A 25176-nucleotide genomic window follows, 5' to 3' on the forward strand; every position below is an offset into this window, starting at 1 on the left:
AACTATGACGAAGAAAAAATCTAAACTGATTCCTATATTGATCGGGGTGCTGGTACTGGTGCTCGTCGGGATTCTTGTGGCCAAGAAAGCAGGCTGGATAGGCAAGGAAGAAGGCACCGAGGTAGTGCTGGCAGAGGCCAAGCAAGCAACGATCGTGGAGAAAGTAAGCGCCTCCGGCAAGATTCAACCTGAGACAGAAATCAAGATCAGCCCTGACGTGTCGGGAGAGATCATAGAACTACACGTGGAAGAGGGAGACTCCGTGGTGAAAGGCCAGCTGCTATTGCGCATCCGCCCGGATAACTACCAGTCGATGGTGGATGCCCAGCAGGCTGCGGTGAACACGCAGCGCGCCAACCTGGCGCAAGCAAGGGCCAGGCTGGCGCAGTCTGAGGCCAGCTTTAACCAGGTAGCGCAGAACTACGAGCGCAACAAGCCCCTTTTCGAGAAAAAAGTTATTTCGCAACTGGAGTGGCAGCAGATCAAATCCAATTACGAGGCCACGCGGCAGGAAGTAGAGTCTTTGCGGCAGAGCGTGAGGGCCTCCAGCTTTAACGTGCAGAATGCGCAGGCATCGTTAAAAGACGCGCGCGAGAACCTGAACAAAACCACCATTTACGCACCCGTTAGCGGCACAGTGTCTAAACTGAACGTGGAGCAGGGCGAGCGCGTGGTGGGAACGTCGCAGATGGCGGGCACCGAGATCATGCGGATCGCCAACCTAAACAACATGGAGGTGCGCGTGAACGTGAACGAGAACGACATCATCCGGGTAGCCCTGGGCGATTCGGTGGAAGTGGAGGTGGACTCCTATGCCAGCCGCGACGAGAAGTTTAAAGGCGTGGTCACGGCTATTGCCAACACCGCGAAAGATGCCACCACCCTCGAAGCCGTTACGGAATTCGAAGTGCGCATCCGCCTGATCAACGACTCGTACAGCCACTTGGCTGACAACTCCAGCCGCCCTTTCCGACCGGGCATGACGGCTTCTGTGGACATCATCACCGAGCGCAAACCTAATGTTTTATCCGTACCTTTGTCGGCCGTAACCACGCGCTCGCCGGGTGCCGCCAACATGGCCGGGGATGACGAGAAGGAGGAAGAGCCACAAGAGGAGCAGGCACCGCAGCCGGCCGGCGCACCTACTGCAACGGTGGAAGAAGTGGTATTTGTGTACAACAGCGCAACAAACACGGTAGAAGTCGTGAAAGTAAAAACCGGCATCAGCGATTTTGAGAATATCGAGATCATCAGCGGGCTGAAGTCAGGACAGAAAGTAGTGGCTGGTCCTTTCCGGGCGGTAAGCCAGACGCTGAAAGACGGAGCCAAGGTAGCCGTAAAGGATGAGGCCTCGCTAAACAAAGAAGCCATTGCGGCAGAATAGATTAAAGTAACAGCTTAAGCATTTGGAAAAAGTAGCCATACTAGGGGGAGGAAGTTGGGCAACGGCGCTCGCCAAAATCCTGACGGAAAATAAGTCGCAGGTGCATTGGTGGATGCGCAACACCAACGATGTGCAGCACCTCATACAGTACAAGCACAACCCTCGCTACCTGAGCCAGGTCTCCTTTGACCTGGCGTACACAAAGCCAACCGCTGACGTATGCGCAGCGCTGGCCGCCGCCGATTGGGTGATCCTGGCAGTGCCGGCCGCCTTTTTGCAGCAAGTATTAAAAGAACTTCCAGAAGAGTGCCTGCAGGGGAAAGTCGTGATCTCGGCGATCAAAGGAATGATTCCGAACGAGAACATCCTGATCACAGATTATGTGGAGCAGCATTTCCATGTTCCCAACTCGCATCAACTGGTTATTGCCGGACCTTGCCACGCCGAGGAAGTAGCACTGGAGAAACAGTCATACCTCAGCATCGGCTCGCATGACCTGGCTACTGCAGAGCGTTTCTGCGAAATGCTCCGCAACCGCTATGTAAAGGCAAACCCGCTGGACGACCTGGATGGCATCGAGTACTGCGCCGTGATGAAAAATGTGATCGCGCTGGCCTGTGGCATCGCCCGCGGCCTCAACTACGGCGACAACTTCCAGGCCGTGCTGGTATCCAATGCCATGAATGAGATTGAGCGTTTCCTGGACGCCATCATGCCGATTCATCGGGACCTGAGCGGCTCTGCTTACCTGGGCGATTTATTGGTGACGGCCTATTCGCAGTTCAGCCGCAACCGCACGTTCGGCAACATGATTGGCCGCGGCTATACCGTCAAATCGGCGCAGGTGGAGATGAACATGGTGGCCGAAGGCTATTATGCGGTGCAAAGTATTTTTGAGCTGAACAAAAAGCTGCAGGTGTCCATGCCCATCACCGATGCCGTGTACCATGTGCTGTATGAGCGCATTTCCCCGGCAGTCGAATTCGAGATTCTCACGAATAAACTCAAATAAGCTAAGTAGGCTGTAACGGGAAGTAGTTACTAATAATTTCCCGTCAGAGCCTGTTTGGTTACCCTGTCGCCCAGGGCACGGTATACCGCCATCACGGTAACCGTAACCGAAAGTGACGTGGCGTGCAGCACAAAAAGCACGGTATAGTGGGTATAAGGCAGCCCGTCGGTATGCTTGAGTTGTAGCATGTACAGCATGATACCAGCCAACACAACCCCGGCCAAACTCAGCATGAACGCCCGGTGAACCGGATGAGAGGGCAGCCGATCGATGAGGGTCTGGCTCTTGAGGTGCCAGTGCAGCGGCAGCACTTTCCGCTCCTGTATGGCTTGGCGCGTTAGGTAAGTGGCTGCTAAACTCAGCAGAAACCCCGTGACGAGGCTAAACCCAACGATGTCTGTCACCATGCTGACATTTCCCCAAACTGGCACTGTGCTGGTATGGTGCCCCAGCACCCTCAAAAACAAGTAGCTCACGATAGCAGTGCCAAGTCCCATTAACACTGCCATGCGCAGTAAAAAACGGTAGTTTAGGCTGATAGCTGTCCGTGACATATGCATGGCTTAATTGACTTCTCGAATTGTTTTATGCATGATTCAAATGCGTCTTTCAATTTACTAAGTCCGATCTCTCTCCGCTTATACCCTTAAGTTAGCAGATGAATTCTTAAATCCGTGTCAGTTAATCATATTAAATCTGTTGAAAGATGATTAATTTACTGTCAGACGGTAATTTAGTTTAGTTTAAGCGCTCACTTCAATCCTTATGATCATCTCCGTTACCTGTGCCCTGATTGAAAACAATGGCCTTGTGCTGGTCACGCAGCGAGGCCCCTACATGGATCAGCCGCTGCGCTGGGAGTTTCCGGGCGGCAAGGTGGAGCCCGGTGAAACAGAACAGGCATGCCTTGTTCGGGAAATCAAAGAGGAGTTAAGCATCACCATCACGCCGCTCACCCGCCTTACACCGGTCTTGTATCCGCTTGATGCTGCCTGTACGCTAGCGCTGATTCCATACCGTTGCGGGTATGATGGCGGCACCATACAGCTACTGGAGCACCAGCAATACTGCTGGGCACAGCCGCATGATTTGCCCGGCTATACCTGGTGCGCGCCAGACATTCCGGTTGTAGCAGAGTATTTGCAACTGCTGGGTATGGTCTAAGCAGCTACGGCCTTGTTGCTTTTATCTGCCTCTAAATTGGCGTACCTTTGCTTTCATGCGATTCCCCCAAGCTTTTACCGACCGGATGCAGCGCCTGCTGGGCACCGAGTACGACGATTTTGTGCAGGCCCTTCAAGCGAATGCCCCTGTCAGCATCCGGCTAAACGCGGCTAAAACCCTGGTTATACCTGATTTACCGCGTGTACAGTGGGCCGAACAGGGCTATTACCTGCCGGAGCGGCCAGCCTTTACCCTCGACCCTTTGTTGCACGCCGGCACTTACTATGTGCAGGAGGCAAGCTCGATGTTTCTGGAGCAAGCCTTGCGGCAGGTAGTAAGCCTGGAAAACCCGCTGCAAGTGCTGGACCTGTGCGGCGCCCCCGGCGGAAAATCCACGCACCTGGCCAGCCTCATCTCTCCTGAAAGCCTGTTGGTTTCGAATGAGGTGATCCGGACGCGGGCTTCCATCCTGGCGGAGAACGTAGCCAAGTGGGGCAGCGGCAACGTGGTGGTTACCAATAGCGACCCACGTGATTTCAGTAGGTTAAAGGCTTTTTTTGACGTGATGGTGGTGGATGCGCCCTGCAGCGGAGAGGGCATGTTCCGGAAAGACCCGCAGGCCATAGGGGAGTGGTCGGAGGAGAACGTGAAGCTGTGCGCCCAGCGGCAGCAGCGCATCCTGATGGATGTGTGGGAAGCCCTGAAGCCAGGCGGCATCCTGGTTTACAGCACCTGCACCTGGAACGAGCAGGAAAACGAAGAAAACATGTCTTGGCTAGCGGACCAGGAAGAAGCCCAGAGCCTTAAATTAGAATTGCAACCTGATTGGGGAGTTGTACCGACGACGACCAATGGCGTGGAGGGATACCGGTTTTATCCACACCGTGTACAGGGCGAAGGCTTTTTTATGGCGGTTATCCGGAAAGGCGGAGTTGCCACACCTGAAACCATCGGCAAAGCTAAAAAGAAGAAGCATAAACTTACGCCAGCTGGCAAAAAAGAGCAGGCCCTGGTGCAGGATTGGCTTTTGGAACCGGGCAGGTTTGAGTGGGTGCAGCACGGGGAGGTTATCTCGGCTATACCTGCCAACCTGTTTGAGGCAATAGACGAGCTTTACCAACAACTTTACGTAATCTATGCGGGTACTGAAGTGGCCGAGGTGAAAGGCAGGAAACTCAAACCCCTGCAGGGGCTGGCCCTGTCGCAGCACCTGAACAAAGCAGCCTTCAACACCATAGAGTTGGATCTGGAACAGGCCTTGCGCTATCTCCGCAAAGAAGACATCAACTTGGGTATGAACGGGACCGACTGGGTGCTGCTGCAGTTTAAGCAAGTGCCTTTAGGATGGGCCAAACTCATCGGAGCCCGCATGAACAACTACTACCCGAAAGAATGGCGCATCCGGATGGATTTGCCCCAGGAACTGCCTGCTTTTGAGTTGCTGCAAGGGTAGCTAGCCTTCCTATACCTAAAAAGGCCTTTGGTGCGTGCTTACTTCAAAGCATATACCAAAGGCCTTTTTCTTATACCCTCTTGATGCTATTCCACAAAAAGCACCAAACCCTTCAGGTATTCCCCTTCTGGGTGGAAGATAGATATCGGGTGATCGGCTGGCTGCGACAGGTGGTGCATGATTTTGATCGTGCGTCCGGCCTCAATGGCAGCAGCCATCACGGTGCTGTTGAACAGGTATTTGTCTACCACCTGCGAGCAGGAGAAGGTGAACAGGATGCCGCCCGGCTTGATTTTCTTCATCGCATCGGCATTTAGGCGCTTATACCCCATCAGGGCATTGTGGCGCACTTTCTGGCTTTTTGCAAATGCAGGAGGGTCCAGGATGATCACATCATACTGGTCTTCCTTGCCTTTGAGGAAATCAAACGTATCCATGGCAAAGGCCTCGTGCTTTTCCGGCGCCTGGCTCAGTTCCCCGTTCTTTATGGTCAGCTCGATGGCCTTTTTCGACACATCTACGGAGTGCACTTCCTTGGCCCCGGCGTTCAAGGCGTAAACCGAGAATCCACCGGTATAGCAGAACGTGTTCAGCACGGATTTGTCCTTGACGTAACGCGCCAGCAATTCCCTGTTTTCGCGCTGGTCGATAAAGAAGCCGGTCTTCTGGCCACTTTCCCAGTCCACGAAGAACTTGTTCTCGTTTTCAGTCACCACCACGCCGCCGTTCGACTCCCCGAAGAGGTAACCATTCACGGGTGCGATGTGCGCTTTGGCTGGCAACGACTCGGCGCTCTTATCATAGATGGCGCGTAAACGGTCCCCGTAAATCTCCTGCAGGGCCCTAGTGATATGCTCCCGCACGAGGTACATGCCCACGGTATGCGTCTGGATCACGGCCGTGTCTTTATACACATCCACCACCAGGCCCGACACGCCATCGCCTTCGGCATAAATCAGGCGGTACACGTCTATCTGCGGATTTTCCGTCAGGCCGAGGCGCTGGCGGTAATCGTAGGCTCGCTGTACTTTTCCTTTCCAGAAGGCATAGTCCGGCTCGACCTTTTCAAACGAGAAAAGCCGCACGGCAATAGAGCCCGGTGCAAAGTGGCCCATCCCTAAAAACTCTCTTTTGCTGGAGTATACCTCCACCACATCGCCCTCGGCAGGCTCTCCGTCCGTTTTCCGGATTGCCCCTGAGAACACCCACGGGTGCCGGCGCAGCAGCGAGTGCTCTTTGCCGGGCGCTAAATAAAATTTGATAAAAGACATGCTGTTGTTATTTGTGTCGGTGCATTGGCTGTCACCGTGCTGCAAAAGTACGGAATCCATTCTGAATCCCTTTATCCTAGTGGTATAACTGTTTTAAAGCGATACCAGGCCCAGCCGCTGCAGGTGGGTATAAAGTTTCTGTACCGGCAGGCCCATCACGTTAAAATAAGACCCTTCGATATGTTCGATCCCGATCATGCCGATCCACTCCTGAATGCCATAGGCACCCGCCTTGTCGTAAGGCTTGTAGTGGGTCACGTAGTGCGTAATCTCTTCGTCCGTTAGGTTTTTGAAATACACCTTGGTACTGTCGTGAAAGATGGTTTTCTGCTCTTTGGTCAGGATGCATACCCCCGTGATGACTTCGTTTACCTGGCCCGAGAGCGCCTTTAGCATCCTTACTGCCTCATCGTATGTAGCCGGTTTGTTCAGTACCTTGTCGCCGAGGCACACGATGGTGTCTGCCGTGATCAGGGCCTCGTGCCGCAGGTCCTGCAGGTAGGCGTCGGCTTTGTGGGAGGCCAGGTACTCGGCCACCTCTGCGCGCACCAGGTGCTCCGGAAATTCCTCATGTACTTCTTTTACCCTTACCTCAAAGGCAAGGCCGAGCTGCGACAGCAGTTCTTTTCGGCGCGGGGAGTTAGAGGCAAGCAGAAGGGGCCGTGACAAATTCATCTTCTTTGATTGAGCTAAATAAAAATCCACCGATTACTTTCGGGTAAAAATATGTTGATTTTTGGGGCATCACGGCACCGCTGTGGCATACCCGTTTCACCTGGTCCATGGTGATGTCGTTGGTGATCAGGGCCAGTCGGGCTTCCTTCGTATCCACCAGCCGGATGCAGGACGTGAAATTGCGCACATAGCTCAGCTCTTTGTAATCGCGCTGTGCCTTGCGGTAGATGCCCAGTACCTTCTCGAATATAAAGTAGTGCATCACCGTCAGGTCCAGTTCTTTCACCTCCTGCGGGAAATTCCAGTCTATCTGCTCGTGCAGTTCTGGTTTCAGCCGGAGTTTATAGGCTTCGCCACCCATGTATAGCCCGAAGGCCCACTGTTTGCCCATGATCACCTCGTTCAATTCCAAAGGTTCGGCAATGGGCTTGATAATGAAGTAATCTGCAAGTCTCTCCAGAAACTCCGCATCCGTCATGTCCATCTGCTTCAGCACGCGGTGGGTCGGCAGGATGCGCAGGTCGTCGTGCTCGGAGTTGGTCAGGTACATCAGATGATAATTGTATGGCTCGGTGCCGGTATGGGCAGGGTTTTCCGCCATTCGTTTTTTGCGGTACTCCAGCGAACCCTCATACCGGTGGTGCCCGTCAGCCAGCAGGATCTGTTGCCCCCGCAGTGTCTCCACAAACTTTTTGATCACGGTATGGTCATGAATCACAGCCAACACGTCGCGCACCCCCTGGTAATCTTCCGTTTCATACAAAGGCGTCAGGATGCTTTCGTCCATGTAAGGCTCCAGCGAAAAAGCAGCATCCGTATAGAGGCCATGTGTCGGGCTGGTATTCATCAGGGTTTCTTCCAGCAGCGCGATGCGGTCGTTCACGGCTGTCGGGATGGTGTTCTCGTGGCGTAGTAGCACGCCCTCGTCCCAGTCGTAGGCTTTGATGTTGCAGACGAATCCCTTACGCACATACTCTTTCTCGCTTCCCGGCAACCGGAAATATTGGTAGTAGACATAGATGCCCGGCATATGGTCCTGTAGCAGCACGCCCTTCTCTTTCCATTCCTGAAGCAAAGTTGCCGCCTCCCTCGCAGGGTTTTCGCCGCGCGGCACCGAAAGGTGGATGCTGTTGATCGGGTTCTGGTAAAGCGCCTGCCGTTGCTTCTCCGACACCACATCGAAAAGCGGGGCGGTGAGTTGTTCTATCTGTTGGTCTAGCGTATGGTTGTAGCGCCACGCGCGCAAAGGGAGTATTTCAGCCATTTAAGGTGTAGTAGTTTTGATTTGGGTGATGGTATGCCTTGGTGATTTACAGGTCAGGGGGCCAGTCGTTTGATGTGCCATTCATTTTCCGGAGCCAGTTCATATACCAGACGATCGTGCAGGCGGTTGGGCCTGCCTTGCCAGAACTCGATGTAGTCCGGCTGCAGCTGGTAGCCACCCCAGTTGTCGGGTCTCGGCACCACAGCCTCCGCGGCGTATTGCGCCGATAGCTTTTCGTCGGCTTCCTCCAGCACCTTGCGGCTCGCAATCTCCTTGCTTTGCGGTGATGCCCATGCCCCGATCTGGCTGGCCTTCGGTCGGCTCTGGAAATACTTATCGGATACCTCGGCGGGCACTTTCACCACCTTGCCCTGGATGCGCACCTGGCGCTCCAGCGCGGGCCAGAAGAAGGTAAGGGCGGCATAGGCGTTCTGCGCCAGCTCATTGCCCTTGCGACTGTCGTAATTCGTGAAAAAAGTGAAACCTTCCGCTGCTACGTCCTTTAGTAATAGCACGCGTGCCGAGGGCCGCCCTTCCGGGCTCACCGTAGACAGTACCAGGGCGGTAGGTTCTTCCACCTTTGCCTGCAATGCCTCCTCCAGCCATACCTTAAACTGACTGACCGGATCGGGCAGGACGGCTTCCTCGGTAAGTGATTTGCGGGAATAGTTTTTCCGGATGTCGGCAATGTTCTGCGTCAGGGCCATAAGCGATGTGTATTTTGATCAAAATTAGGAAAATATCTGCTGCTACTTACCATTATACCCCCTTTTTGGTTCGATAAGGCCGCCATATTTCCCTGCTGAGGGTATAAATGCCACTGCCCCGAAAAACCCAAATTTTCATATCTGTTACCATATTCATTGCTTTGCGTAAGAATGATAAAGTTCGTTGTGGAACCAATTTGGGCCTTTAGCCCACTGCTGTTCCCCTCATTTAAACCTAAAGCGTGCAGGAGGAAAAATGGAAGATAAAACCACGATAAAGCCGCAAAACGGCAGTTTACTTATTTCAGAGCCCTTTTTGGGTGACCCTAATTTTGAACGCACCGTGATTCTGCTTTGCAACCATTCGGAGGCCGAGGGGTCGTTTGGCCTCGTGCTGAACCGCGTGTCGAACCTCAAACTATCCGATGTGCTGGACATTGACCAGGAAAGCTTTGACGTGGACCTAGGCGTTGGCGGCCCTGTGCAATATAACACCCTGCACTATGTGCACCGTTTGCCAGACCTGCCGCAGGCCGTGAAATTGGATGACGGCCTGTTTTGGGGGGGCGACTTTGAGCTTTTGCGCACCATGATCAGCACAGGATTAATAAACAAAGATGATATTAAATTTTTCTTAGGCTATTCAGGTTGGACCGCTGGCCAACTGCAGGAAGAGATCGACAAAAATGTTTGGATCGTAAATAACAATGCTGCCAATAAATTATTTAATTTGGATGCGGATAACCTGTGGAGCAGCGTGCTCCGCGAGATGGGGGGCAAATTTAAAGTGCTCTCTAACTATCCTGTCGATCCAAGGCTAAACTAACCTGGGGCCGACTGATACTAAAGACCATCGACATGACTATCGACAGTAAACACATGGGCACTCCCGGATCAGAGGCAAACAACCTCGAGCATCAGAACAATGTAAACGAGCAAGGCAACCATACGGCACCTGCCTCTGGCAATGCGCCAGACCAGCACCCCGTGCAACCAGGTGCACCTGCGGAAGGCAAAGCTGCTTCCGGCGGTGAGGTGCCCAAGGAAGAACAGCCGGAGATTCAACCCGGCATTACTTCGGATGCGACTGAAAATAAAGAGACAGAACAAATCACCGATGCTTTCGTGGAAGCCAACACGGACGTAAAGGACCCTGAGACCTCTTCCGCAGGCTTAGCAGACCCTGAGGGTTCAGCTCAAGTGCAACCTGCCGCTGCGGCCTCGGCCCCAGTCCCCACCGAGCATCATGCTGATGAGGAAGAGGAAGAGGAGCACGATGGCATTGATTATTCCCAGCTGTCGATAGATGAACTGCGGCGGCACTTAACCACTGCCCTGCGCAGCGCCGATGCGGGCAAGCGCAATGCCACCATCATGGAGGTATACCGGCTGTATGACCAGCTGTTTCAGGCGGAGCGCGGAGAGGCCCTGGAAAGATTTAAGCAGGAGGGCGGCACCGCCGATGACTTCGATTACCATACCTCCCGTGAGCACCAGGACCTGGAAGGGCTCCTGATAGCCTATAAAGACTCGCGCCACAAGCAGCGCCAGAACATGGAGCAGCAGCGCCAGCAAAACCTAGAGCACAAGAAAAGACTGCTGGCCCAGTTGCGTGAATTAGTGGAATCGGCTGAGACCAAGAATAGCGGCGATGAGGTAAAGAAGCTGCAGGCAGACTGGAAATCGACTGGACCGGTACCGGCAGGTGAAGCGCAGGAACTCTGGGATTCCTATCATGCCCTGCTCGACATCTTCTACAACAACCGCAGCCTTTTCTTCGAGATGAAGGAGCTGGACCGCAAGCGAAACCTGGATGCTAAACTGCAGCTGGTAGAACGTGCGGAGGCCCTGAAAGACGAGCCTAGCCTCAACAAGGCCCTGCAGGAGCTGCGGCACCTGCACGAGGAATGGAAAAACATCGGTCCTGTTCCAAACGATCAGCGCGACCCTATCTGGGAACGGTTTATACAGGCCTCTGAAGTGGTGCACAACCATCGGCGCGCCTACCAGGACGATCGCAACAAGCGGGAGTTGGAGAACCTCACCAAAAAACGGGCTCTGCTCGATCGCCTGCAGGCCTTTACCAATTTCGATACCGACCGCATCAATGAGTGGCGCGACAAGACTGACGAGATCCAGAAACTGAAAGAAGAGTGGGATGCTGCCGGCCTGGTGCCAAAGGCATATGCCGAGGAAGTGAACAAGAACTTCTGGGGCAATTACAAGGCTTTCTTCCAGCATAAAAACCATTTCTTCAAGACGCTGGACGAGCAGAAAATGCAGAACCTGCGCCTGAAAACAGAACTCTGCGAAGAAGCCGAAAGCCTGAAGGAAAGCACAGACTGGAACAGCACCAAGGAAAAGCTTATTCAGCTGCAGAAGAAATGGAAAACCATCGGCCGGGTACCCGACAAGCACTCTGATAAGATCTGGCAGCGCTTCCGGGCGGCTTGCAACGAGTTCTTCGACAGAAAACAGGCTACCGAACAGAGCCATGTGGCAGAGGTCGAGAAGCTGTCTGCTGAAAAGCTGGAACTCTGCGACACCCTGGCCGAGCAGTTGGCCATACCCTCAACGGTGGGGTCGCTGGAAGAATTTGAGCAGTATGTCTCGAAATGGCGTGCCCTGGACAAGGACAACAAGCGCAGCAGCGCCAAAGCAGAGGAGAAGTTCCTGGCCCTGATGGAGAAGTACCTGGAGTGTGTGCCATCGTTAAGCCTGCAACAGCGCGATGAGTTGTTGGTAAAACTGCAGGTAGAGCGTATCAAGCACAGCCCGGATGCTGGCCAGAAGCTGCACCAGCGCGAGCAGGCGTTGAAGCGGGAAATTACCCAGCTGCAAAACGATATTCAGACGCTTCGCACCAACATCGAGTTTTTCGGTCGGTCGAAGAATGCTGACAAATTACGCCAGGAGTATGAAAGCAGAATTGTCGATGCCCAAAAGCGTATCGACCAGCTGAATCATCAGATGCAGGCTTTCAGGGAGTAAAAATTTCTCCCTGAACATCAAACGCTTACCGAAAAGCTCCGAATTATTTTATAATAGCTGTTGCATGGTATAAATCTTCACCCTACTTTTGCAACGCTTTATCACCATAAAGCACACCAAAAAGTGTAAGCCTCCTTAGCTCAGCTGGTAGAGCAACTGACTTGTAATCAGTAGGTCGCTGGTTCGATCCCGGCAGGGGGCTCACTTACAAAAAGCAGAATGTTTGTACTTCTTCTGCTTTTTTAGTCAAACATAAAGTACAAGCCTCCTTAGCTCAGCTGGTAGAGCAACTGACTTGTAATCAGTAGGTCGCTGGTTCGATCCCGGCAGGGGGCTCTCCCAAAAAAGCCTTTAGAGAAATCTAAGGGCTTTTTTCCTTTCTATCCATTCGTTCATATTATAGACTTAAACACCTATTTTATACATTTATAGATTCATGTATCTATAAATTACGTATATTGAGGCTGGCATCTAAGCAAACCAGGTATGATCGCAGTTCTAACAGGTGATATTGTGCACTCACGCAAGGTAAAGGACAAGGCTGTATGGCTCGGGCGCATAAAGGTCATCTTTCACCATATACAGCAAAATCCCGCATTCGAAGCCAGCAACCTGAAGTGGGACATTTACCGTGGAGACAGTTTCCAGTGCACCTGGAGCGGGCCGAGCCATGCATTATATGCGGCGTTGCTGCTGCGTGCTGGGTTAAGGGCACTGCCAGAGCTGTATGCGCAGAAAGTGGATGTTCGGTTAGCGATTGGCATTGGTGCTGAAGGGTATGAGGGCGAGGTGGTCAGCGAGTCGGACGGAGAGGCATTCCAGCTTTCCGGGCTGACACTGGATGAGCTGACCCATACCTCCCAGCGGCTGCGCGTGAAAACAGCATGGCCGGAGCTCAACGCAAGCCTGGAGGCAAGCCTGCCGCTGCTTGAAACCCTGATGACAAGCTGGACACAGCCCATCAACGAGGCCGTATACTATCACCTGATGTATCCCGAGCTTACACAAACGGCCCTTGCCGAGAAGATGGCTGTCACGCAGCCTACCATCAATTGGCGACTCAGCAAATCCCACATCGATCTGATCCTTAATTTTGAAAGGTACTTTAGCGCACAGGTAACCAAACTGCATGATGCCCGATAGCCAGGAAATTTTCTTTAAACTTGTCTTCGCCCACCTCATAGGCGACTTTGTGCTGCAGACAGGAAAATGGGTCGCACAGAAAGAACAGAAAAGCTGGCGCGCTCCGCTGCTTTATGCCCACGCACTCATACATGGTCTGCTGGTATGGGCCATGGTGTGGCAGTTCCGTTTCTGGCCCTTTGCCGCCGCCATCGCTGGTTCGCACTTTTTGATCGACCTGCTAAAGATCACTGTCCAGAACCGTTGGCCACGGCACACGAAGCTTTGGTTTGCTGCCGACCAAGTACTGCACTTGCTGGTGCTGGGCGTTGCCACTGTACTGTATAGCCAGGTATCCATATGGCAGCAGTTGCGCCAGGTAGAGTTGCCCTGGCGACATATCACGGCATACCTGTTTGTCACGAAGCCTGCAGCCATCGTCATCCGGGTGCTGATCAGTCACTGGAAGCCTAATCCCCTATTGCACCTTTCACCCACCGAAACCAACCCGGCCGAAGCCAAAACGACGCTTGCCGACGCAGGCATGTGGATCGGGATGATCGAGCGCCTGCTGGTGCTCACCTTTATCCTGATCAGCCATTGGGAAGCGATTGGCTTTCTGCTGGCGGCAAAGTCCGTGTTCAGGTTTGGCGACCTGCGCGGGAAGCACGACATGCAACTGACAGAATACATCCTGATCGGCACCCTGATGAGCTTTGGGATCGCCATCCTGACCGGCCTGCTCACGGTATGGTAGGCGCGGCACTTCCATTTCAGGAAGATAATGCCTTACTTAGCGGTCCGATTTGCTAAAGACACACTATGCAACTGATAGAGGTAAACACACCTGAGCTTGCCCATGAGTTTCTCATGGTGCAGGTGCGACTATATAAGAAAGACCGCAATTATATCCGGCCCTTAGACAAGGACGTAAACCAGGTTTTTGACCCTAAAAAGAACAAGCTCCTCCGCGACGGCGAGGCCATCCGCTGGTTGCTACAGGACGACAAGGGCAAATACATTGGCCGAGTGGCCGCTTTCATCAACAAGAAAACAGCCCATACATTTGAGCAGCCGACAGGGGGTATGGGCTTTTTTGATTGTATAAACGATCAGGAGGCTGCCAACATGCTCCTGGATGCCTGCCGGGAGTGGCTGCAGGCGCGCGGGATGGAGGCCATGGATGGCCCGATAAACTTCGGAGACCGCGACAAGTGGTGGGGTGTACTGGCCGACGGCTTTCACGCGCCCACCTACTGCATGCCATACAACTACCCTTACTATGTGGACCTGCTGGAAAACTACGGGTTTCAACTCTATTTCAAGCAGTATACCTACTACCGCAAGGTGCATGACGACCTCCCGGAAGAATACAAGGAGAAGGCGCAGCGCATCCTGTCAGATGAGCGCTACAGCTGCGTGCACCTCGATAAAACCAACCTGAAGAAGTATGCCGAGGATTTTAGGATAGTATACAACAAGGGCTGGGCAAAGCATGAGGGAGTGAAGGAAATGTCGGAGGGGCAGGCGATCACGATCATGAACACGCTGAAACCGATTCTGGATGAGCGCATCATGTGGTTCACCTACTTCGAGGGCCAGCCCGTGGGCTTTTTCATCGCCATACCTGAGTTGAATCAGCTTTTCCGGTATGCCAACGGCAAAATGGACCTATGGGGCAAGCTAAAATTTGTATTCCACCGCTGGCGTGGCGCTAACACCAGTATGTACGGCATTGTTTTCGGCATTGCACCGGAGCAGCAGCAGAAAGGGGTAGAGGCTGCCATGGTAACGGCGGCGGGCAACCTGATCATCAACAACCCAAAAATCCCTTACAGGGAGATACAGATGAACTGGATCGGCGATTTTAACCCAAAGATGATGAAGGTGGTAGAGCGCGTGGGTAGCCGTATTTACAAAACCCACCATACGTACCGCTACCTTTTCGACCGGACAAAAGAGTTTAAGCGCATGCCCATAATCCGCTAGCAGAACAGCGGCAAGTCCATTTCGGTATCGGCCACAGGGGCTGAGATGTCTTCCCAGTCCCAGCCGTTATACTCTACCATGGCCCGCAGGGCCCGCCGCCGCTTGCTAAGGTGACTGATCTTTTCCAGGTCAGGGGTATGCATGGGTATAGCTGCTTTCTTTAACTCTTCAGTGAAGTAGGGCGGCACTTCACTTTTATCGGGCGTTACATATAGAGAAGTGAGCGAGCCGATAAAAGAGGTAATGGCTTTGCGCAGTGGCACCAGGTATTCACCGGCAGGGTGACGATCCTCAGGAATGTACAGCAACAGCAGGGTCACAGCTTCATCCAGGGCTGCCAGGTTGGGCAGGAGGGAAGCCTGTTTTTCGCCGTGCTGGAAGTAATGCAGCACCGGGTAAGAAAGGTGCATTTGCCCCTGGTGCGTGATTTCCTGCGTCAGGCTCTGAAACTGCTCTTCCAGCTTCTTAAAGTCCTTGCCGTTCCAGTTGTTAAGCAGTATACGCTGCGGGCTGCTACCGATCGCCGAAATCTGGATACTGAGCGCCCGCCGCTGCGTTACGGCCGAAAGGATCGGAACCATGTAGGTGATGGCGATGGTAATCAGCATAAGTCCCGTAAACGAGATAAAAGCGGTATAAATTTGCCAACCACTGGAGCCAGCCTTAAAGTCCCCATTCCCGAGGGTGGAGAGTGTATACCCCGTAAAGTAAATCCGCTCCTGGTTAGTGGCTGGTATTTGGGTGGTACTGTTCACGACAGCATTTTTATCTGCCAGGTAAATAAACACGTTTCCGGCCCACAGCAACAGCACCCAGGTCAGCAGGACGGTAACGACAATAAGAATACCCGCGCCCGTCAATGACTTTTTATTGTGGGTGAAGCGGCTGATGGCACGGAACACCTTCCAGACGGCAACAGACACCGGGCCACTGATGAAACCAGCCCCACGTGGGGCAAGCGTGGTATAAATTAAATCTACGCACGTGAAGACAACGATCACAACGCCAATGACGAAGTAGATGGTTTGATCCATAGGGAAGAGAATTAGGAAATTTATATACTGAATTTGTACGTTATACCCGTACTGGCTAAAACGAGTTGCCAGAGCGGGTACCAACCCGGCCATCGGCCCATAAGCATATCAATGGATTCATTAACGCAACTGGTATTGGGCGCTGCAGTGGGCGAGGCAGTGGCCGGCAGAAAAATCGGAAACAAGGCCATGCTGTGGGGCGCTATCGCCGGCACCATCCCTGACCTGGATGTGCTGCTGAACCCGTGGCTGGACACGGTGCAGCAGCTGAGCTTTCATCGGTCTGTCACGCACTCGTTTCTGTTTGCGCTGCTGGTGTCGCCGGTGCTGGGTTGGCTGTTAAATCGGGTATATAAAAAAGAAAAGGCCACGCTGCGTGACTGGAGCCTGCTTTTTTTCCTGGGCTTTACCACGCATGCCCTGCTCGATAGCTGCACCACCTGGGGCACCCAACTCTTCTGGCCATTCAGCACCTACGGGGTAGCCTTTTACAACATTTTTGTCATCGACCCGCTCTACACGCTGCCATTGCTGACTGGGGTGGTTGTAGCGGCATTTTATGCACAGCAGAGTACCCGCAGAAGAAACTGGAATTACCTGGGCCTGGCGCTGAGCTCCGCATACATCGCCTTTTCGTTTGGGGCAAAAGCCACGGCCAATGCCATATTTGAGGACAGCCTGGTGCAGCAGCAAATCAGCTATACCTCCTATATCAGCAAACCCACCCCGCTCAATACCATCTTCTGGTCGGTGACGGCAAAGACCGCAGACGGCTTTTACAACGGGTTCTATTCTTTGCTTGATGAGGATACCAGCATCAGGTACGAATACGACCCACAGAACAAACACCTGCTGCAACCCTACCGGGGCTATGCGCAAATGGAACGCCTCCTGGAAATCACAAAGGGCTATTACGCAATTGCCAAGGCGGAAGAAGGCGGTATACTTGTCAAAGACCTGCGCTTCGGAAAGTTTGACGGCTGGCAGGAGAGCGGGGGCGACTACGTTTTTGTGTACAGGGTATGGCTAACTAAAAACGGAAAGCTACAGGTAGAGGAGATCAACAACAGGCCAAAGGTGGACCAGGCATACCTCAAACGATACTGGTCCAGGATATTGGGCAATAAATAGAGCAGCGCCTGTGTAGGCGCTGCTGCTTGATTTCTCTAGTGGAGTGACTCGTAATAAGCCAGCACTTTAGCCCAGCCAGCTTCCGCATTCACATCAAGCTGCCTGGCTTTGATGTAGTTCTCCAGTTTGTCTTGCTGGTTTCCGGGAAGTGCTTTCAAAAGCGCCCTTTTGTTGAGCTTCACTTTACTGACTCCCTTTCCGGGACCTATCAAATAATACACCTGCTCATCCCGGAACTCATCGTAGGTGTTCCCGGATTTATAAGGCCCTTCGAAATTCGCTTTGACAAGCAGCTTCTGGGGTAGCTTCACCAATTGCACCTGTTTCCCATCATAGATAGGGATTACAAACGTACTTGCCAGTTTAAGGTCCTCGGCGGCAAGCGCCTCAAATTTTTTAAAGGTAACAGGCTGCACCACGGTTTGGCCTTTCAGCGTGAAGTTGTCTACATACTGCGGTTTTAGGATAAACTCTTTGCCGGCAGCATTGCGGTAGAATAGCTCATTCTCCACCACGTTGAACTTCACCTGGATGTCTTTGTAAATAGTGTTTTTGGATGTGATAGTAGCTTCAGCCCAATCCTCATAGAAATAAGGCGTTCCTTTTACACCCTCGTACCGGTTATCGTAGAGACGCACCGAAGTGGCATTAGGAGAATCGCCTAATTCCAGGATATTCTGTTGCGCATCGAACCCCGTTATGGTAGGAGTTTGCCCGAAAGCTACCTGGGAAACAAAAATCACAGGAAATAAAAGTGCAATTCTCTTCATTTGCAAAGTGTTAAAAAAACGGATCAGAGCTGAAATCAATAAGCAAGATAATACTCTTGAACATAATTCAGCATAAATTGTAAGTTAAAACTAAAAAGCACCAAACAATTAGCTTTAAAACAGGGATTGATTTCCTGGATACATAGAACAATTCACAAACCAGAAAACAATGAGAGAAAACAGATGGCAACTGACAGGTAAAAAGGCCGTGGTAACGGGCGGCTCAAAGGGAATAGGCGCCGCAATAGTAGCTGACTTTATCGCCCTTGGCGCCGAGGTTTTGTCAGTGGCACGCAAGGAAGAGGACCTGAAACAACAGCAGGAGCAATACCCTGAGCGGCTGCACACGCTGGTGGCTGACCTGAGCACCGAGGAAGGGCGGCAGCAACTGACAGACCGCGTGCAACAGCTCTGGGGCCGCCTGGACATACTGGTGAACAACGTCGGCACAAACATCCGCAAGCCCACCGTCGACTACCAGGCAGAGGAGTACGACTTCGTGATGAACACCAACCTGCGTTCTGCCTTTGAGTTGAACCGGCAGCTATACCCGCTGCTCCGGCAAGCTGGGCAAGGCAACATCATCCACGTGTCGTCGGTAGCGAGCTTAACGCACGTGCGCACCGGCAGCATTTACGGGATGACCAAGGCGGCCATGAACCAGCTCACCAAAAACCTCGCGGCGGAATGGGCCAAAGACGGCATCCGGGTGAACGCGGTAGCTCCCTGGTACATCAGCACACCGCTGGCGCAAACGGTGCTGCAAAATCCTGAATTCTATGATGCTGTAGTAAGCCGGACACCGATGCAGCAGGTGGGCAAACCCGAAGACGTGGCAGGTGCCGTATCGTTCCTGTGCATGCCGGCGGCGGCCTACATAACAGGCCAGGTGCTGGCTGTGGATGGTGGCTTCACCATCAACGGATTTCATCCACAATAAACCGCTTCCACAGCGCTATACACCTCAAAACAATGCCTCCTGAAAGTGGTATATGTGCGCAAATATGTTTAATTTTGTAACTAAGCTAGTAAGGGCCTGCTGCAACCACAGCAGGCCCTTCTAAACTTTTACTTATGGCAACCAAAAGACTGCTTTCCTTCCTTCTCCTCACGTTTATCTCCGTTTCCCTATTTTCCTGTAAACCAGCCTGCCCCATTTATAGTTGCCAGGTGCGCATGGTGCACCCGCATGGCACAGAGGAATTCAGGGGGCGACCGTTCTGGAAAAAGCAAAACCCGAAAATGGGGGAGAAGCTGGACAAGGTTTCGCAGGAAAAAGCGGCCAGACGGAATAACAAGAGCCGAAATAAGCATTAGTCTATATAGCTGATAAGGCATTTTTTGCCTAACTTGCTACACAGAAAAAACAACAAGCAACCTACTATAAATTAGATTTTAAACATGATCGAAGGCGAAAGGATTATACCGATCAACATTGAAGACGAAATGCGCGGTGCGTATATCGACTACTCAATGTCTGTTATTATATCAAGAGCCTTACCCGATGTTCGGGACGGACTAAAGCCAGTGCACCGCCGCGTGCTTTACGGTATGTCTGAACTGGGGGTATCTTATAACAAAGCCTACAAAAAATCGGCCCGTATTGTGGGAGAGGTGCTGGGCAAGTACCACCCGCACGGCGACTCATCGGTGTACGACACCATGGTGCGTATGGCCCAGGAATGGTCGTTGCGCTACCCGCTCGTAGACGGACAGGGTAACTATGGTTCGATAGACGGAGACTCTCCGGCTGCGATGCGATACACAGAGGCACGCCTCAAGCGCATTGCCGACGAACTGCTGGCTGACCTGGAGAAGAACACAGTGGATTTCGTTCCTAACTTCGACGACTCCCTGAAAGAGCCAAGCGTAATGCCCGCTAAATTCCCGAACCTGCTGGTAAACGGAACTTCTGGTATCGCGGTAGGTATGGCCACCAACATGGCCCCGCATAACCTGACAGAGGTTATCAATGGCACCATCGCCTACATCGAAAACCGTGAGATCACCATCGCGGAACTGATGCAGTACATTACTGCGCCAGACTTCCCGACAGGCGGTATCATACACGGCTACGATGGCGTAAAGGCTGCTTTTGAAACTGGTCGTGGCCGCGTGTTGATGCGTGGACGCGCCAACTTTGAGGTGTTGCCTTCCGGCAAGGAGCAGATCATCGTGACGGAGATTCCATACATGGTGAACAAGGCTTCCCTGATCGAAAAGACAGCCGCTTTGGTAAACGAGAAAAAGATAGAGGGAATATCTGACCTGCGGGATGAGTCTGACCGCGACGGCCTGCGCATTGTGTACGACCTGAAGCGTGACGCGATTCCAAACGTGGTGCTTAACAACCTTTACAAATACACTGCCTTACAGTCCTCTTTCGGTGTGAACAATGTGGCGCTGGTAAAAGGCCGCCCGATGACGCTGAACCTGAAAGAGCTGATCCATTATTTCGTGGAGCATCGCCACGAGGTAGTGATCCGCAGAACGCAGTATGAACTGGATGAAGCCAGGAAACGTGCGCACATCCTGGAAGGCCTGCTGATTGCACTGGACAACCTGGATGAGGTGATCAACCTGATCCGTTCCTCACGCGACCCTGAAATTGCCAGAAATGGCCTGATCGAGCGCTTTGCGCTGTCTGAAATCCAGGCGCGTGCCATTCTGGATATGCGTCTGCAGCGCCTCACCGGCCTGGAGCGTGACAAGATCCAGCAGGAGTACAATGAGATCATGAAACTAATTGATTACCTGAACAGCGTACTCAATGATGAAGGGCTGCGCATGCAGATCATCAAAGACGAACTGATTGAGATCCGTGAGCGCTACGGCGATGGCCGACGCACTGGTATTGAAGCGAGCACCGGCGATATTTCTTACGAGGATATGATTCCGGAAGAGAACATGGTGATCACCATCTCTCACGAAGGATATATCAAGCGCACGTCCCTGAACGAGTACCGAAGCCAAAGCCGTGGCGGCGTAGGCTCCAGGGGGGTGGCAGCTTCGAAGGAAAACGACTTTACAGAGCACCTTTTCATCGCGAACACGCACCACCACATGCTGTTTTTCACAGAGTCTGGCCGCGTGTTCTGGTTAAAGGTATACGAACTGCCAGAAGGAGGGAAGACGACCAAGGGACGCGCCATCCAGAACCTCATTCAGATCGAGAAGGATGATAATGTACGCGCTGTACTGAATGTGCATGACCTGAAAAACCAGGATTATGTGCTAAACCACAACCTGGTGTTCATCACAGAGCAAGGCACGATCAAGAAGACTGCATTAGAGGCTTACTCAAGGCCACGTACCAACGGTATAAATGCCATCAGCATCAACGACGGTGATCGCCTGCTGGATGTGCAGATGACCACGGGAAGCAGCGAAATCATCATTGCGCTGGAGTCGGGTAGGGCCATTCGCTTTAATGAGAGCCAGGTGCGCTCGATGGGACGCAACGCTTCGGGTGTGCGCGCCGTAACGCTAGGCGGTCCGGAAGACAAAGTTGTTGGTATGGTTTGTGTAGAGAATGAGAACACCGAACTGCTGGTGGTTTCTGAAAACGGCTTTGGTAAGCGCTCGCTGCTGGATGAATACAGAATCACAAACAGAGGCGGAAAAGGCGTTAAAACACTGAACGTAACCGACAAAACCGGTAAGTTGGTTGCCATTAAAGGTGTGATAGACACGGACGACTTGATGATCATCAACCGCTCGGGTATTACCATCAGGCTTCGTGTTGAAGATATCAGGGTGATTGGACGTGCCACACAAGGTGTCCGTTTGATCAAACTAAACGAAACTGACCAGATTTCTTCTGTCGCTAAAATTGAGATGGACGGCGAAGAAGAAGTAGTGGAAGCGATTTTAGACCAGTCGGAGGTGGCACCAGAGGATTTGCTGAATTCAGACGAGCTAACAGACCCGGAAACTACTGAGGATCAGGAATAATCGAATTATTTTTAATTAGTTAGCGTTACACAATCAATCTTAACCAATTTACAAATAAGTATGAAGAAAATACTTTTTACAGCCCTGGCAGCCGCAAGCATTTCGGTTGCAAGCGCGCAAAACTCGGCCGTGAACAGTGCCATCATGAACCACAAGAATGGTACGCTGGATAAGGCGCAGGCTGACATCGAGAAGGCAATTGAACATAAAAAAACAAAAGAGAAAGGCAAAACCTGGTTCTATCGTGGTGTGATTTACCAGGATATGATCGGCAACCCAATTTACGGCAAGTTGGCTGACGACAAAACTCCATTAGTGGTGTTGGAGTCGTTTGACAAAACGATTGAATTGGATGGCAAGGACGGCGAATTCGGCAAGCAAGTGCCTGCCCGCAAGGAGCAGCTTTATGGCCAGGTACTGAACCAGGCCGTTGAATTCCACAATAACCAGGAGTGGGACCAGGCCATCGACAAGTATGAGTTAGCCAGCAAAATCAACCCGACGGACACAACGGCAGTTTTATATGCAGCTTATGCGGCAACAGCCAACAAAGACTATCCAGCGGCTATCGGATTTTATGACCAGCTGATTGGCATCGGTCATAAGACAGAGGATGTGTTTAAAAACAAGATCCAGCTGCAGCAGGCTAGTGAAGCCAGCGAGGAAGAGGTGATGAATACTTTGGCGGCTGGCTTGAAAGAGCATCCGAACAGCGTGTACATGATGCAGGAGGAACTGCGCTATTACTTGAAGAACGACCGTGCTGATGAGGCAATGGCAAAACTTGACAAGGCAATTGCTGCAGACCCAAAAAACGCCAGCCTTTTAGCTGTAAAAGGTAACCTGTTAGAGCGCAAAAACGATCTGGAAGCCGCTACAGCTACTTACAAGAAAGCAATCGAAATTGACCCAACGAATTTCGATGCATACTACAATTTAGGTGTATTGGAGTTCAATAAAGGAGCTGACATTAACAACAAGGCTGCTAAAATGGACTACGCAACATACCAGAAAAGAGGTAAAGCACTGGATGCTGAAGCCAAGAAGCATTATAAAGCGGCATTGCCGTACTTTGAGAAAGCCTTGGAAATCCAACCAAAGGATCAGTCTACGATGCAAAACCTAATTAAACTTTATACGCGCTTAGACCGTAAGTCTGACGCGGCTAAGATCAGCGCACAGCTGAACAACTAAGCTTATAGCGATACTCAGAAAAAAGGGAAGCAGCGATGTTTCCCTTTTTTTGTGCCTTATAGTATGAAATAGCAGGAGCAGTAATGATGAGTGAATGTCAATTAAATGACCTATAATAAAGAATACACCGGCATAGCCAAATACTACTTAACATAATATAAATTATAAGACTTATAATATACGATGTAAAACATCTATTTAAGTGTCACTCATAATATACTTTATGTTAAATAGAAGAAGCCGTTTTTGACAGGCTGGGCACTCAAGCTTGTACCACAAATGCATAACCAGTGAATACAAAGAGTCGCCGAGCATATACCTGCCTGACGACTCTTTGTATTTTTAATGGTTGGATTGGAATTAGAAAATATACTTCGTGCTCAGGAAGTTGGAGTTACCCTGGTTCACGATCTCGTTGATCAGGTGCTTGTTATTTTCATTCAATTTAGTGGCCACCAGCGATCTGATAGAAAACGAACGCAACGCATCAACTACAGATAAGGTGCCTTCGGCACTGTCTTTACGCCCCGTAAACGGAAACGTATCCGGACCGCGCTGGCACTGACAGTTGATGTTAACGCGGCTAACCTGGTTCACAAGCGGATCAATAAGCGAAGCGGTTTCAGCGGCATCGTTGCTGAAAATGCTTACTTGCTGCCCATGCGTAGATTCAATTAGATACTCAATCGGTTCCTCCAGATCATCAAATGGCACAACAGGTATAACCGGGCCAAATTGTTCCTCCCGGTACACTTTCATGTCTTTGTTTACAGGGTAAAGCACTGCCGGGTAAACGAAAGACTCAAACGTGGCGCCACCTCCTTTGTTAACAACAGCTGCACCAAGCGCTTTGGCATCATCTATAAGGTCTTTCAGGTAAGCGGGTTTTTGAGGCTCGGGTAGCGGCGTTAGGGCCACGCCCCTCTCCCATGGCATGCCAATTTTCAGCTTCCCTACGGCTTCGCTCAATTGCTTCACAAACTGATCTACTTTGGAGCGATGCACAAAAATAATCTTGAGCGCGGTACAACGCTGTCCGTTAAAAGAAAGCGCTCCCAGTACAGTTTCGGAAACGGCCAGGTCCACATCGGCATGCTCCGTTACAATAGCTGCGTTCTTCGCGTCAAGACCAAGTATGGCGCGCAATCTGTTTACTTTAGGGTGCAACTTCTTCAGTTCGTCCGCTACTTTGCTGGAACCAATTAATGTAAGCACGTTTATTTTACCGGATTGCATGAGCGCTGGCACAATGGCATGGCCACGGCCATAGATCGTGTTTACCACACCTTTCGGGAAACAGGTTCTGAAGGCCTCCAGCAGCGGATAATGCAAAAGGGTACCATGCTTAGGCGGCTTGAAGAGCAGCGTGTTCCCCATAATGAGGGCGGGGATCAGAGTTGTGAACGTCTCGTTCAGTGGGTAATTGAATGGCCCCATACACAGCACCACCCCCAACGGCGAACGGCGGATTTGCGCCACAATCCCCTGCTCTATTTCGAAACGCGAAGAGTCACGGTCTATGTCTTTCAAGGCATCAATCGTGGCGTAAATATATTCCACGGTCCGGTCGAACTCCTTTACAGAGTCAGCCACGGATTTACCTATCTCCCACATGATGAGCTTCACAACGATATCCTTCTGCTCTATCATTTTGTGGGTAAACTGCTCTACGTATTTAATCCGGTCTTGCACGCTCATGGTGGGCCACTGCCCACGCCCATTGTCATAAGCTGCCACCGCAGCATCCAAGGATGCCATAGCTTCCTGCTCCGTGCAGACAGGGTATGTTCCGATTATCTTGCGCTGGTAGCCTGCAGCTGTTTTTACAGCAACCGGAGAATAAACGGTATGGACATCTCCATCCCAGGGCTTCATCTCACCGTCAGACAAAAACTCACGCTGGTGAATTTCATTCCCTAGTCTGAACTCTTCCGGGATTTGATCTTCCTCAACAAAAATTGATTTTACATGCGCTTCTGTCGCATTTTCTACAAAATCAGTTACACTCATCGTACTTTGATTTAATTAAGATTAAAACGTCATCCAAATTCCTAAAACCAA

General features: G+C 51.7%; 22 protein-coding genes and 2 tRNA genes. 16 read left to right on the plus strand and 8 right to left on the minus strand.

Annotated features, from left to right (window positions below):
* The first annotated feature begins 4 nt into the window (after window positions 1–4).
* The gene (locus ACXYMU_RS08100; protein ID WP_458985862.1) at window positions 5–1384 is read left to right on the plus strand and encodes an efflux RND transporter periplasmic adaptor subunit; all 1380 of its coding nucleotides are present in this window, start codon (window positions 5–7) and stop codon (window positions 1382–1384) included.
* A 22-nt stretch (window positions 1385–1406) separates the two neighbouring features.
* Entirely contained in the window at window positions 1407–2396 is a 990-nt protein-coding gene (locus ACXYMU_RS08105; RefSeq protein WP_458985863.1) for an NAD(P)H-dependent glycerol-3-phosphate dehydrogenase, read from the plus strand.
* 29 nt (window positions 2397–2425) lie between these two features.
* Here the strand turns inward: ACXYMU_RS08105 and ACXYMU_RS08110 are convergent, their stop codons facing one another.
* Complete coding sequence (locus tag ACXYMU_RS08110; RefSeq protein ID WP_458985864.1) at window positions 2426–2950, minus strand: hypothetical protein; 525 nt, start codon at window positions 2948–2950, stop codon at window positions 2426–2428.
* A gap of 211 nt (window positions 2951–3161) precedes the next feature.
* On the opposite strand from ACXYMU_RS08110, the gene ACXYMU_RS08115 reads away from it, so the two are divergent.
* Together ACXYMU_RS08115 and ACXYMU_RS08120 are read left to right on the plus strand one after the other, a co-directional pair.
* Window positions 3162–3560, plus strand: coding sequence for a (deoxy)nucleoside triphosphate pyrophosphohydrolase (locus ACXYMU_RS08115; RefSeq protein WP_458985865.1), 399 nt, complete (start codon window positions 3162–3164; stop codon window positions 3558–3560).
* A gap of 55 nt (window positions 3561–3615) precedes the next feature.
* Window positions 3616–5013, plus strand: coding sequence for a methyltransferase RsmF C-terminal domain-like protein (locus tag ACXYMU_RS08120; RefSeq protein WP_458985866.1), 1398 nt, complete (start codon window positions 3616–3618; stop codon window positions 5011–5013).
* A gap of 86 nt (window positions 5014–5099) precedes the next feature.
* Here ACXYMU_RS08120 and ACXYMU_RS08125 read toward each other — a convergent pair whose 3' ends face one another.
* The 4 genes from ACXYMU_RS08125 to pdxH all read right to left on the minus strand — a co-directional run bounded on the left by ACXYMU_RS08125 (window position 5100) and on the right by pdxH (window position 8930).
* Window positions 5100–6284: a class I SAM-dependent rRNA methyltransferase gene (locus tag ACXYMU_RS08125; protein ID WP_458985910.1), complete on the minus strand. Its 1185-nt coding sequence runs from the start codon at window positions 6282–6284 to the stop codon at window positions 5100–5102.
* Window positions 6285–6377: 93 nt separating this feature from the next.
* Window positions 6378–6959 (minus strand): Maf family nucleotide pyrophosphatase, encoded by a 582-nt coding sequence (locus tag ACXYMU_RS08130; RefSeq protein ID WP_458985867.1) that lies wholly within the window; start codon window positions 6957–6959, stop codon window positions 6378–6380.
* Window positions 6925–8223, minus strand: coding sequence for a DUF1015 domain-containing protein (locus ACXYMU_RS08135; RefSeq protein WP_458985868.1), 1299 nt, complete (start codon window positions 8221–8223; stop codon window positions 6925–6927). The genes ACXYMU_RS08130 and ACXYMU_RS08135 overlap by 35 nt, the downstream gene beginning before the upstream one ends.
* 53 nt (window positions 8224–8276) lie before the next feature.
* On the minus strand, window positions 8277–8930 hold the full coding sequence (gene pdxH / locus ACXYMU_RS08140) for a pyridoxamine 5'-phosphate oxidase (RefSeq protein ID WP_458985869.1): 654 nt from the start codon (window positions 8928–8930) through the stop codon (window positions 8277–8279).
* 256 nt (window positions 8931–9186) lie between these two features.
* Here pdxH and ACXYMU_RS08145 point away from each other — a divergent pair, with 256 nt between their 5' ends.
* From ACXYMU_RS08145 to ACXYMU_RS08175, 7 genes are all read left to right on the plus strand, one after another.
* Window positions 9187–9756, plus strand: coding sequence for a YqgE/AlgH family protein (locus ACXYMU_RS08145; protein WP_458985870.1), 570 nt, complete (start codon window positions 9187–9189; stop codon window positions 9754–9756).
* A gap of 32 nt (window positions 9757–9788) precedes the next feature.
* Window positions 9789–11921, plus strand: a complete 2133-nt coding sequence (locus ACXYMU_RS08150; RefSeq protein WP_458985871.1) for a DUF349 domain-containing protein — start codon at window positions 9789–9791, stop codon at window positions 11919–11921.
* A 129-nt stretch (window positions 11922–12050) separates the two neighbouring features.
* Window positions 12051–12123 (plus strand) — tRNA-Thr (locus tag ACXYMU_RS08155).
* Between the two features lie 61 nt (window positions 12124–12184).
* Window positions 12185–12257, plus strand: a tRNA-Thr gene (locus tag ACXYMU_RS08160).
* Window positions 12258–12407: 150 nt separating this feature from the next.
* On the plus strand, window positions 12408–13064 hold the full coding sequence (locus ACXYMU_RS08165; protein ID WP_458985872.1) for a hypothetical protein: 657 nt from the start codon (window positions 12408–12410) through the stop codon (window positions 13062–13064).
* Window positions 13051–13800 carry a DUF3307 domain-containing protein gene (locus ACXYMU_RS08170; RefSeq protein WP_458985873.1) on the plus strand — a complete coding sequence of 250 codons (750 nt, stop codon included), beginning with the start codon at window positions 13051–13053 and terminating at the stop codon, window positions 13798–13800. The genes ACXYMU_RS08165 and ACXYMU_RS08170 overlap by 14 nt, the downstream gene beginning before the upstream one ends.
* 65 nt (window positions 13801–13865) lie before the next feature.
* Window positions 13866–15032 (plus strand): hypothetical protein, encoded by a 1167-nt coding sequence (locus ACXYMU_RS08175; RefSeq protein WP_458985874.1) that lies wholly within the window; start codon window positions 13866–13868, stop codon window positions 15030–15032.
* On the opposite strand, the gene ACXYMU_RS08180 is transcribed toward ACXYMU_RS08175, so the two are convergent.
* Window positions 15029–16066, minus strand: a complete 1038-nt coding sequence (locus ACXYMU_RS08180) for an ion channel (protein ID WP_458985875.1) — start codon at window positions 16064–16066, stop codon at window positions 15029–15031. The genes ACXYMU_RS08175 and ACXYMU_RS08180 overlap by 4 nt on opposite strands.
* A gap of 111 nt (window positions 16067–16177) precedes the next feature.
* Here ACXYMU_RS08180 and ACXYMU_RS08185 point away from each other — a divergent pair, with 111 nt between their 5' ends.
* Window positions 16178–17197 (plus strand): metal-dependent hydrolase, encoded by a 1020-nt coding sequence (locus ACXYMU_RS08185; RefSeq protein WP_458985876.1) that lies wholly within the window; start codon window positions 16178–16180, stop codon window positions 17195–17197.
* A gap of 35 nt (window positions 17198–17232) precedes the next feature.
* Here ACXYMU_RS08185 and ACXYMU_RS08190 read toward each other — a convergent pair whose 3' ends face one another.
* Entirely contained in the window at window positions 17233–17967 is a 735-nt protein-coding gene (locus ACXYMU_RS08190; protein WP_458985877.1) for a hypothetical protein, read from the minus strand.
* A gap of 169 nt (window positions 17968–18136) precedes the next feature.
* Here ACXYMU_RS08190 and ACXYMU_RS08195 point away from each other — a divergent pair, with 169 nt between their 5' ends.
* From ACXYMU_RS08195 to ACXYMU_RS08210, 4 genes are all read left to right on the plus strand, one after another.
* Window positions 18137–18907 carry an SDR family oxidoreductase gene (locus ACXYMU_RS08195; protein WP_458985878.1) on the plus strand — a complete coding sequence of 257 codons (771 nt, stop codon included), beginning with the start codon at window positions 18137–18139 and terminating at the stop codon, window positions 18905–18907.
* A gap of 134 nt (window positions 18908–19041) precedes the next feature.
* Window positions 19042–19284, plus strand: a complete 243-nt coding sequence (locus ACXYMU_RS08200; protein WP_458985879.1) for a hypothetical protein — start codon at window positions 19042–19044, stop codon at window positions 19282–19284.
* A gap of 84 nt (window positions 19285–19368) precedes the next feature.
* The gene (gyrA, locus tag ACXYMU_RS08205; RefSeq protein ID WP_458985880.1) at window positions 19369–21921 is read left to right on the plus strand and encodes a DNA gyrase subunit A; all 2553 of its coding nucleotides are present in this window, start codon (window positions 19369–19371) and stop codon (window positions 21919–21921) included.
* A 60-nt stretch (window positions 21922–21981) separates the two neighbouring features.
* The gene (locus ACXYMU_RS08210) at window positions 21982–23115 is read left to right on the plus strand and encodes a tetratricopeptide repeat protein (RefSeq protein ID WP_458985881.1); all 1134 of its coding nucleotides are present in this window, start codon (window positions 21982–21984) and stop codon (window positions 23113–23115) included.
* 360 nt (window positions 23116–23475) lie between these two features.
* On the opposite strand, the gene ACXYMU_RS08215 is transcribed toward ACXYMU_RS08210, so the two are convergent.
* Window positions 23476–25125, minus strand: a complete 1650-nt coding sequence (locus ACXYMU_RS08215) for an NADP-dependent glyceraldehyde-3-phosphate dehydrogenase (protein WP_458985882.1) — start codon at window positions 25123–25125, stop codon at window positions 23476–23478.
* Between the last annotated feature and the right edge of the window lie 51 nt (window positions 25126–25176).

This window comes from Pontibacter sp. CAU 1760 (assembly GCF_054482735.1).

Excerpts from the sequence above, each read along its gene's own strand:
- ACXYMU_RS08100 (WP_458985862.1), top strand. The coding sequence starts at position 5 with ATGACGAAGAAAAAATCTAAACTGATTCCTATATTGATCGGGGTGCTG.
- ACXYMU_RS08110 (WP_458985864.1), bottom strand. The coding sequence starts at position 2,950 with ATGTCACGGACAGCTATCAGCCTAAACTACCGTTTTTTACTGCGCATG.
- ACXYMU_RS08115 (WP_458985865.1), top strand. The coding sequence starts at position 3,162 with ATGATCATCTCCGTTACCTGTGCCCTGATTGAAAACAATGGCCTTGTG.
- ACXYMU_RS08120 (WP_458985866.1), top strand. The coding sequence starts at position 3,616 with ATGCGATTCCCCCAAGCTTTTACCGACCGGATGCAGCGCCTGCTGGGC.
- ACXYMU_RS08125 (WP_458985910.1), bottom strand. The coding sequence starts at position 6,284 with ATGTCTTTTATCAAATTTTATTTAGCGCCCGGCAAAGAGCACTCGCTG.
- ACXYMU_RS08130 (WP_458985867.1), bottom strand. The coding sequence starts at position 6,959 with ATGAATTTGTCACGGCCCCTTCTGCTTGCCTCTAACTCCCCGCGCCGA.
- ACXYMU_RS08135 (WP_458985868.1), bottom strand. The coding sequence starts at position 8,223 with ATGGCTGAAATACTCCCTTTGCGCGCGTGGCGCTACAACCATACGCTA.
- pdxH (WP_458985869.1), bottom strand. The coding sequence starts at position 8,930 with ATGGCCCTGACGCAGAACATTGCCGACATCCGGAAAAACTATTCCCGC.
- ACXYMU_RS08145 (WP_458985870.1), top strand. The coding sequence starts at position 9,187 with ATGGAAGATAAAACCACGATAAAGCCGCAAAACGGCAGTTTACTTATT.
- ACXYMU_RS08150 (WP_458985871.1), top strand. The coding sequence starts at position 9,789 with ATGACTATCGACAGTAAACACATGGGCACTCCCGGATCAGAGGCAAAC.
- ACXYMU_RS08165 (WP_458985872.1), top strand. The coding sequence starts at position 12,408 with ATGATCGCAGTTCTAACAGGTGATATTGTGCACTCACGCAAGGTAAAG.
- ACXYMU_RS08170 (WP_458985873.1), top strand. The coding sequence starts at position 13,051 with ATGATGCCCGATAGCCAGGAAATTTTCTTTAAACTTGTCTTCGCCCAC.
- ACXYMU_RS08175 (WP_458985874.1), top strand. The coding sequence starts at position 13,866 with ATGCAACTGATAGAGGTAAACACACCTGAGCTTGCCCATGAGTTTCTC.
- ACXYMU_RS08180 (WP_458985875.1), bottom strand. The coding sequence starts at position 16,066 with ATGGATCAAACCATCTACTTCGTCATTGGCGTTGTGATCGTTGTCTTC.
- ACXYMU_RS08185 (WP_458985876.1), top strand. The coding sequence starts at position 16,178 with ATGGATTCATTAACGCAACTGGTATTGGGCGCTGCAGTGGGCGAGGCA.
- ACXYMU_RS08190 (WP_458985877.1), bottom strand. The coding sequence starts at position 17,967 with ATGAAGAGAATTGCACTTTTATTTCCTGTGATTTTTGTTTCCCAGGTA.
- ACXYMU_RS08195 (WP_458985878.1), top strand. The coding sequence starts at position 18,137 with ATGAGAGAAAACAGATGGCAACTGACAGGTAAAAAGGCCGTGGTAACG.
- ACXYMU_RS08200 (WP_458985879.1), top strand. The coding sequence starts at position 19,042 with ATGGCAACCAAAAGACTGCTTTCCTTCCTTCTCCTCACGTTTATCTCC.
- gyrA (WP_458985880.1), top strand. The coding sequence starts at position 19,369 with ATGATCGAAGGCGAAAGGATTATACCGATCAACATTGAAGACGAAATG.
- ACXYMU_RS08210 (WP_458985881.1), top strand. The coding sequence starts at position 21,982 with ATGAAGAAAATACTTTTTACAGCCCTGGCAGCCGCAAGCATTTCGGTT.
- ACXYMU_RS08215 (WP_458985882.1), bottom strand. The coding sequence starts at position 25,125 with ATGAGTGTAACTGATTTTGTAGAAAATGCGACAGAAGCGCATGTAAAA.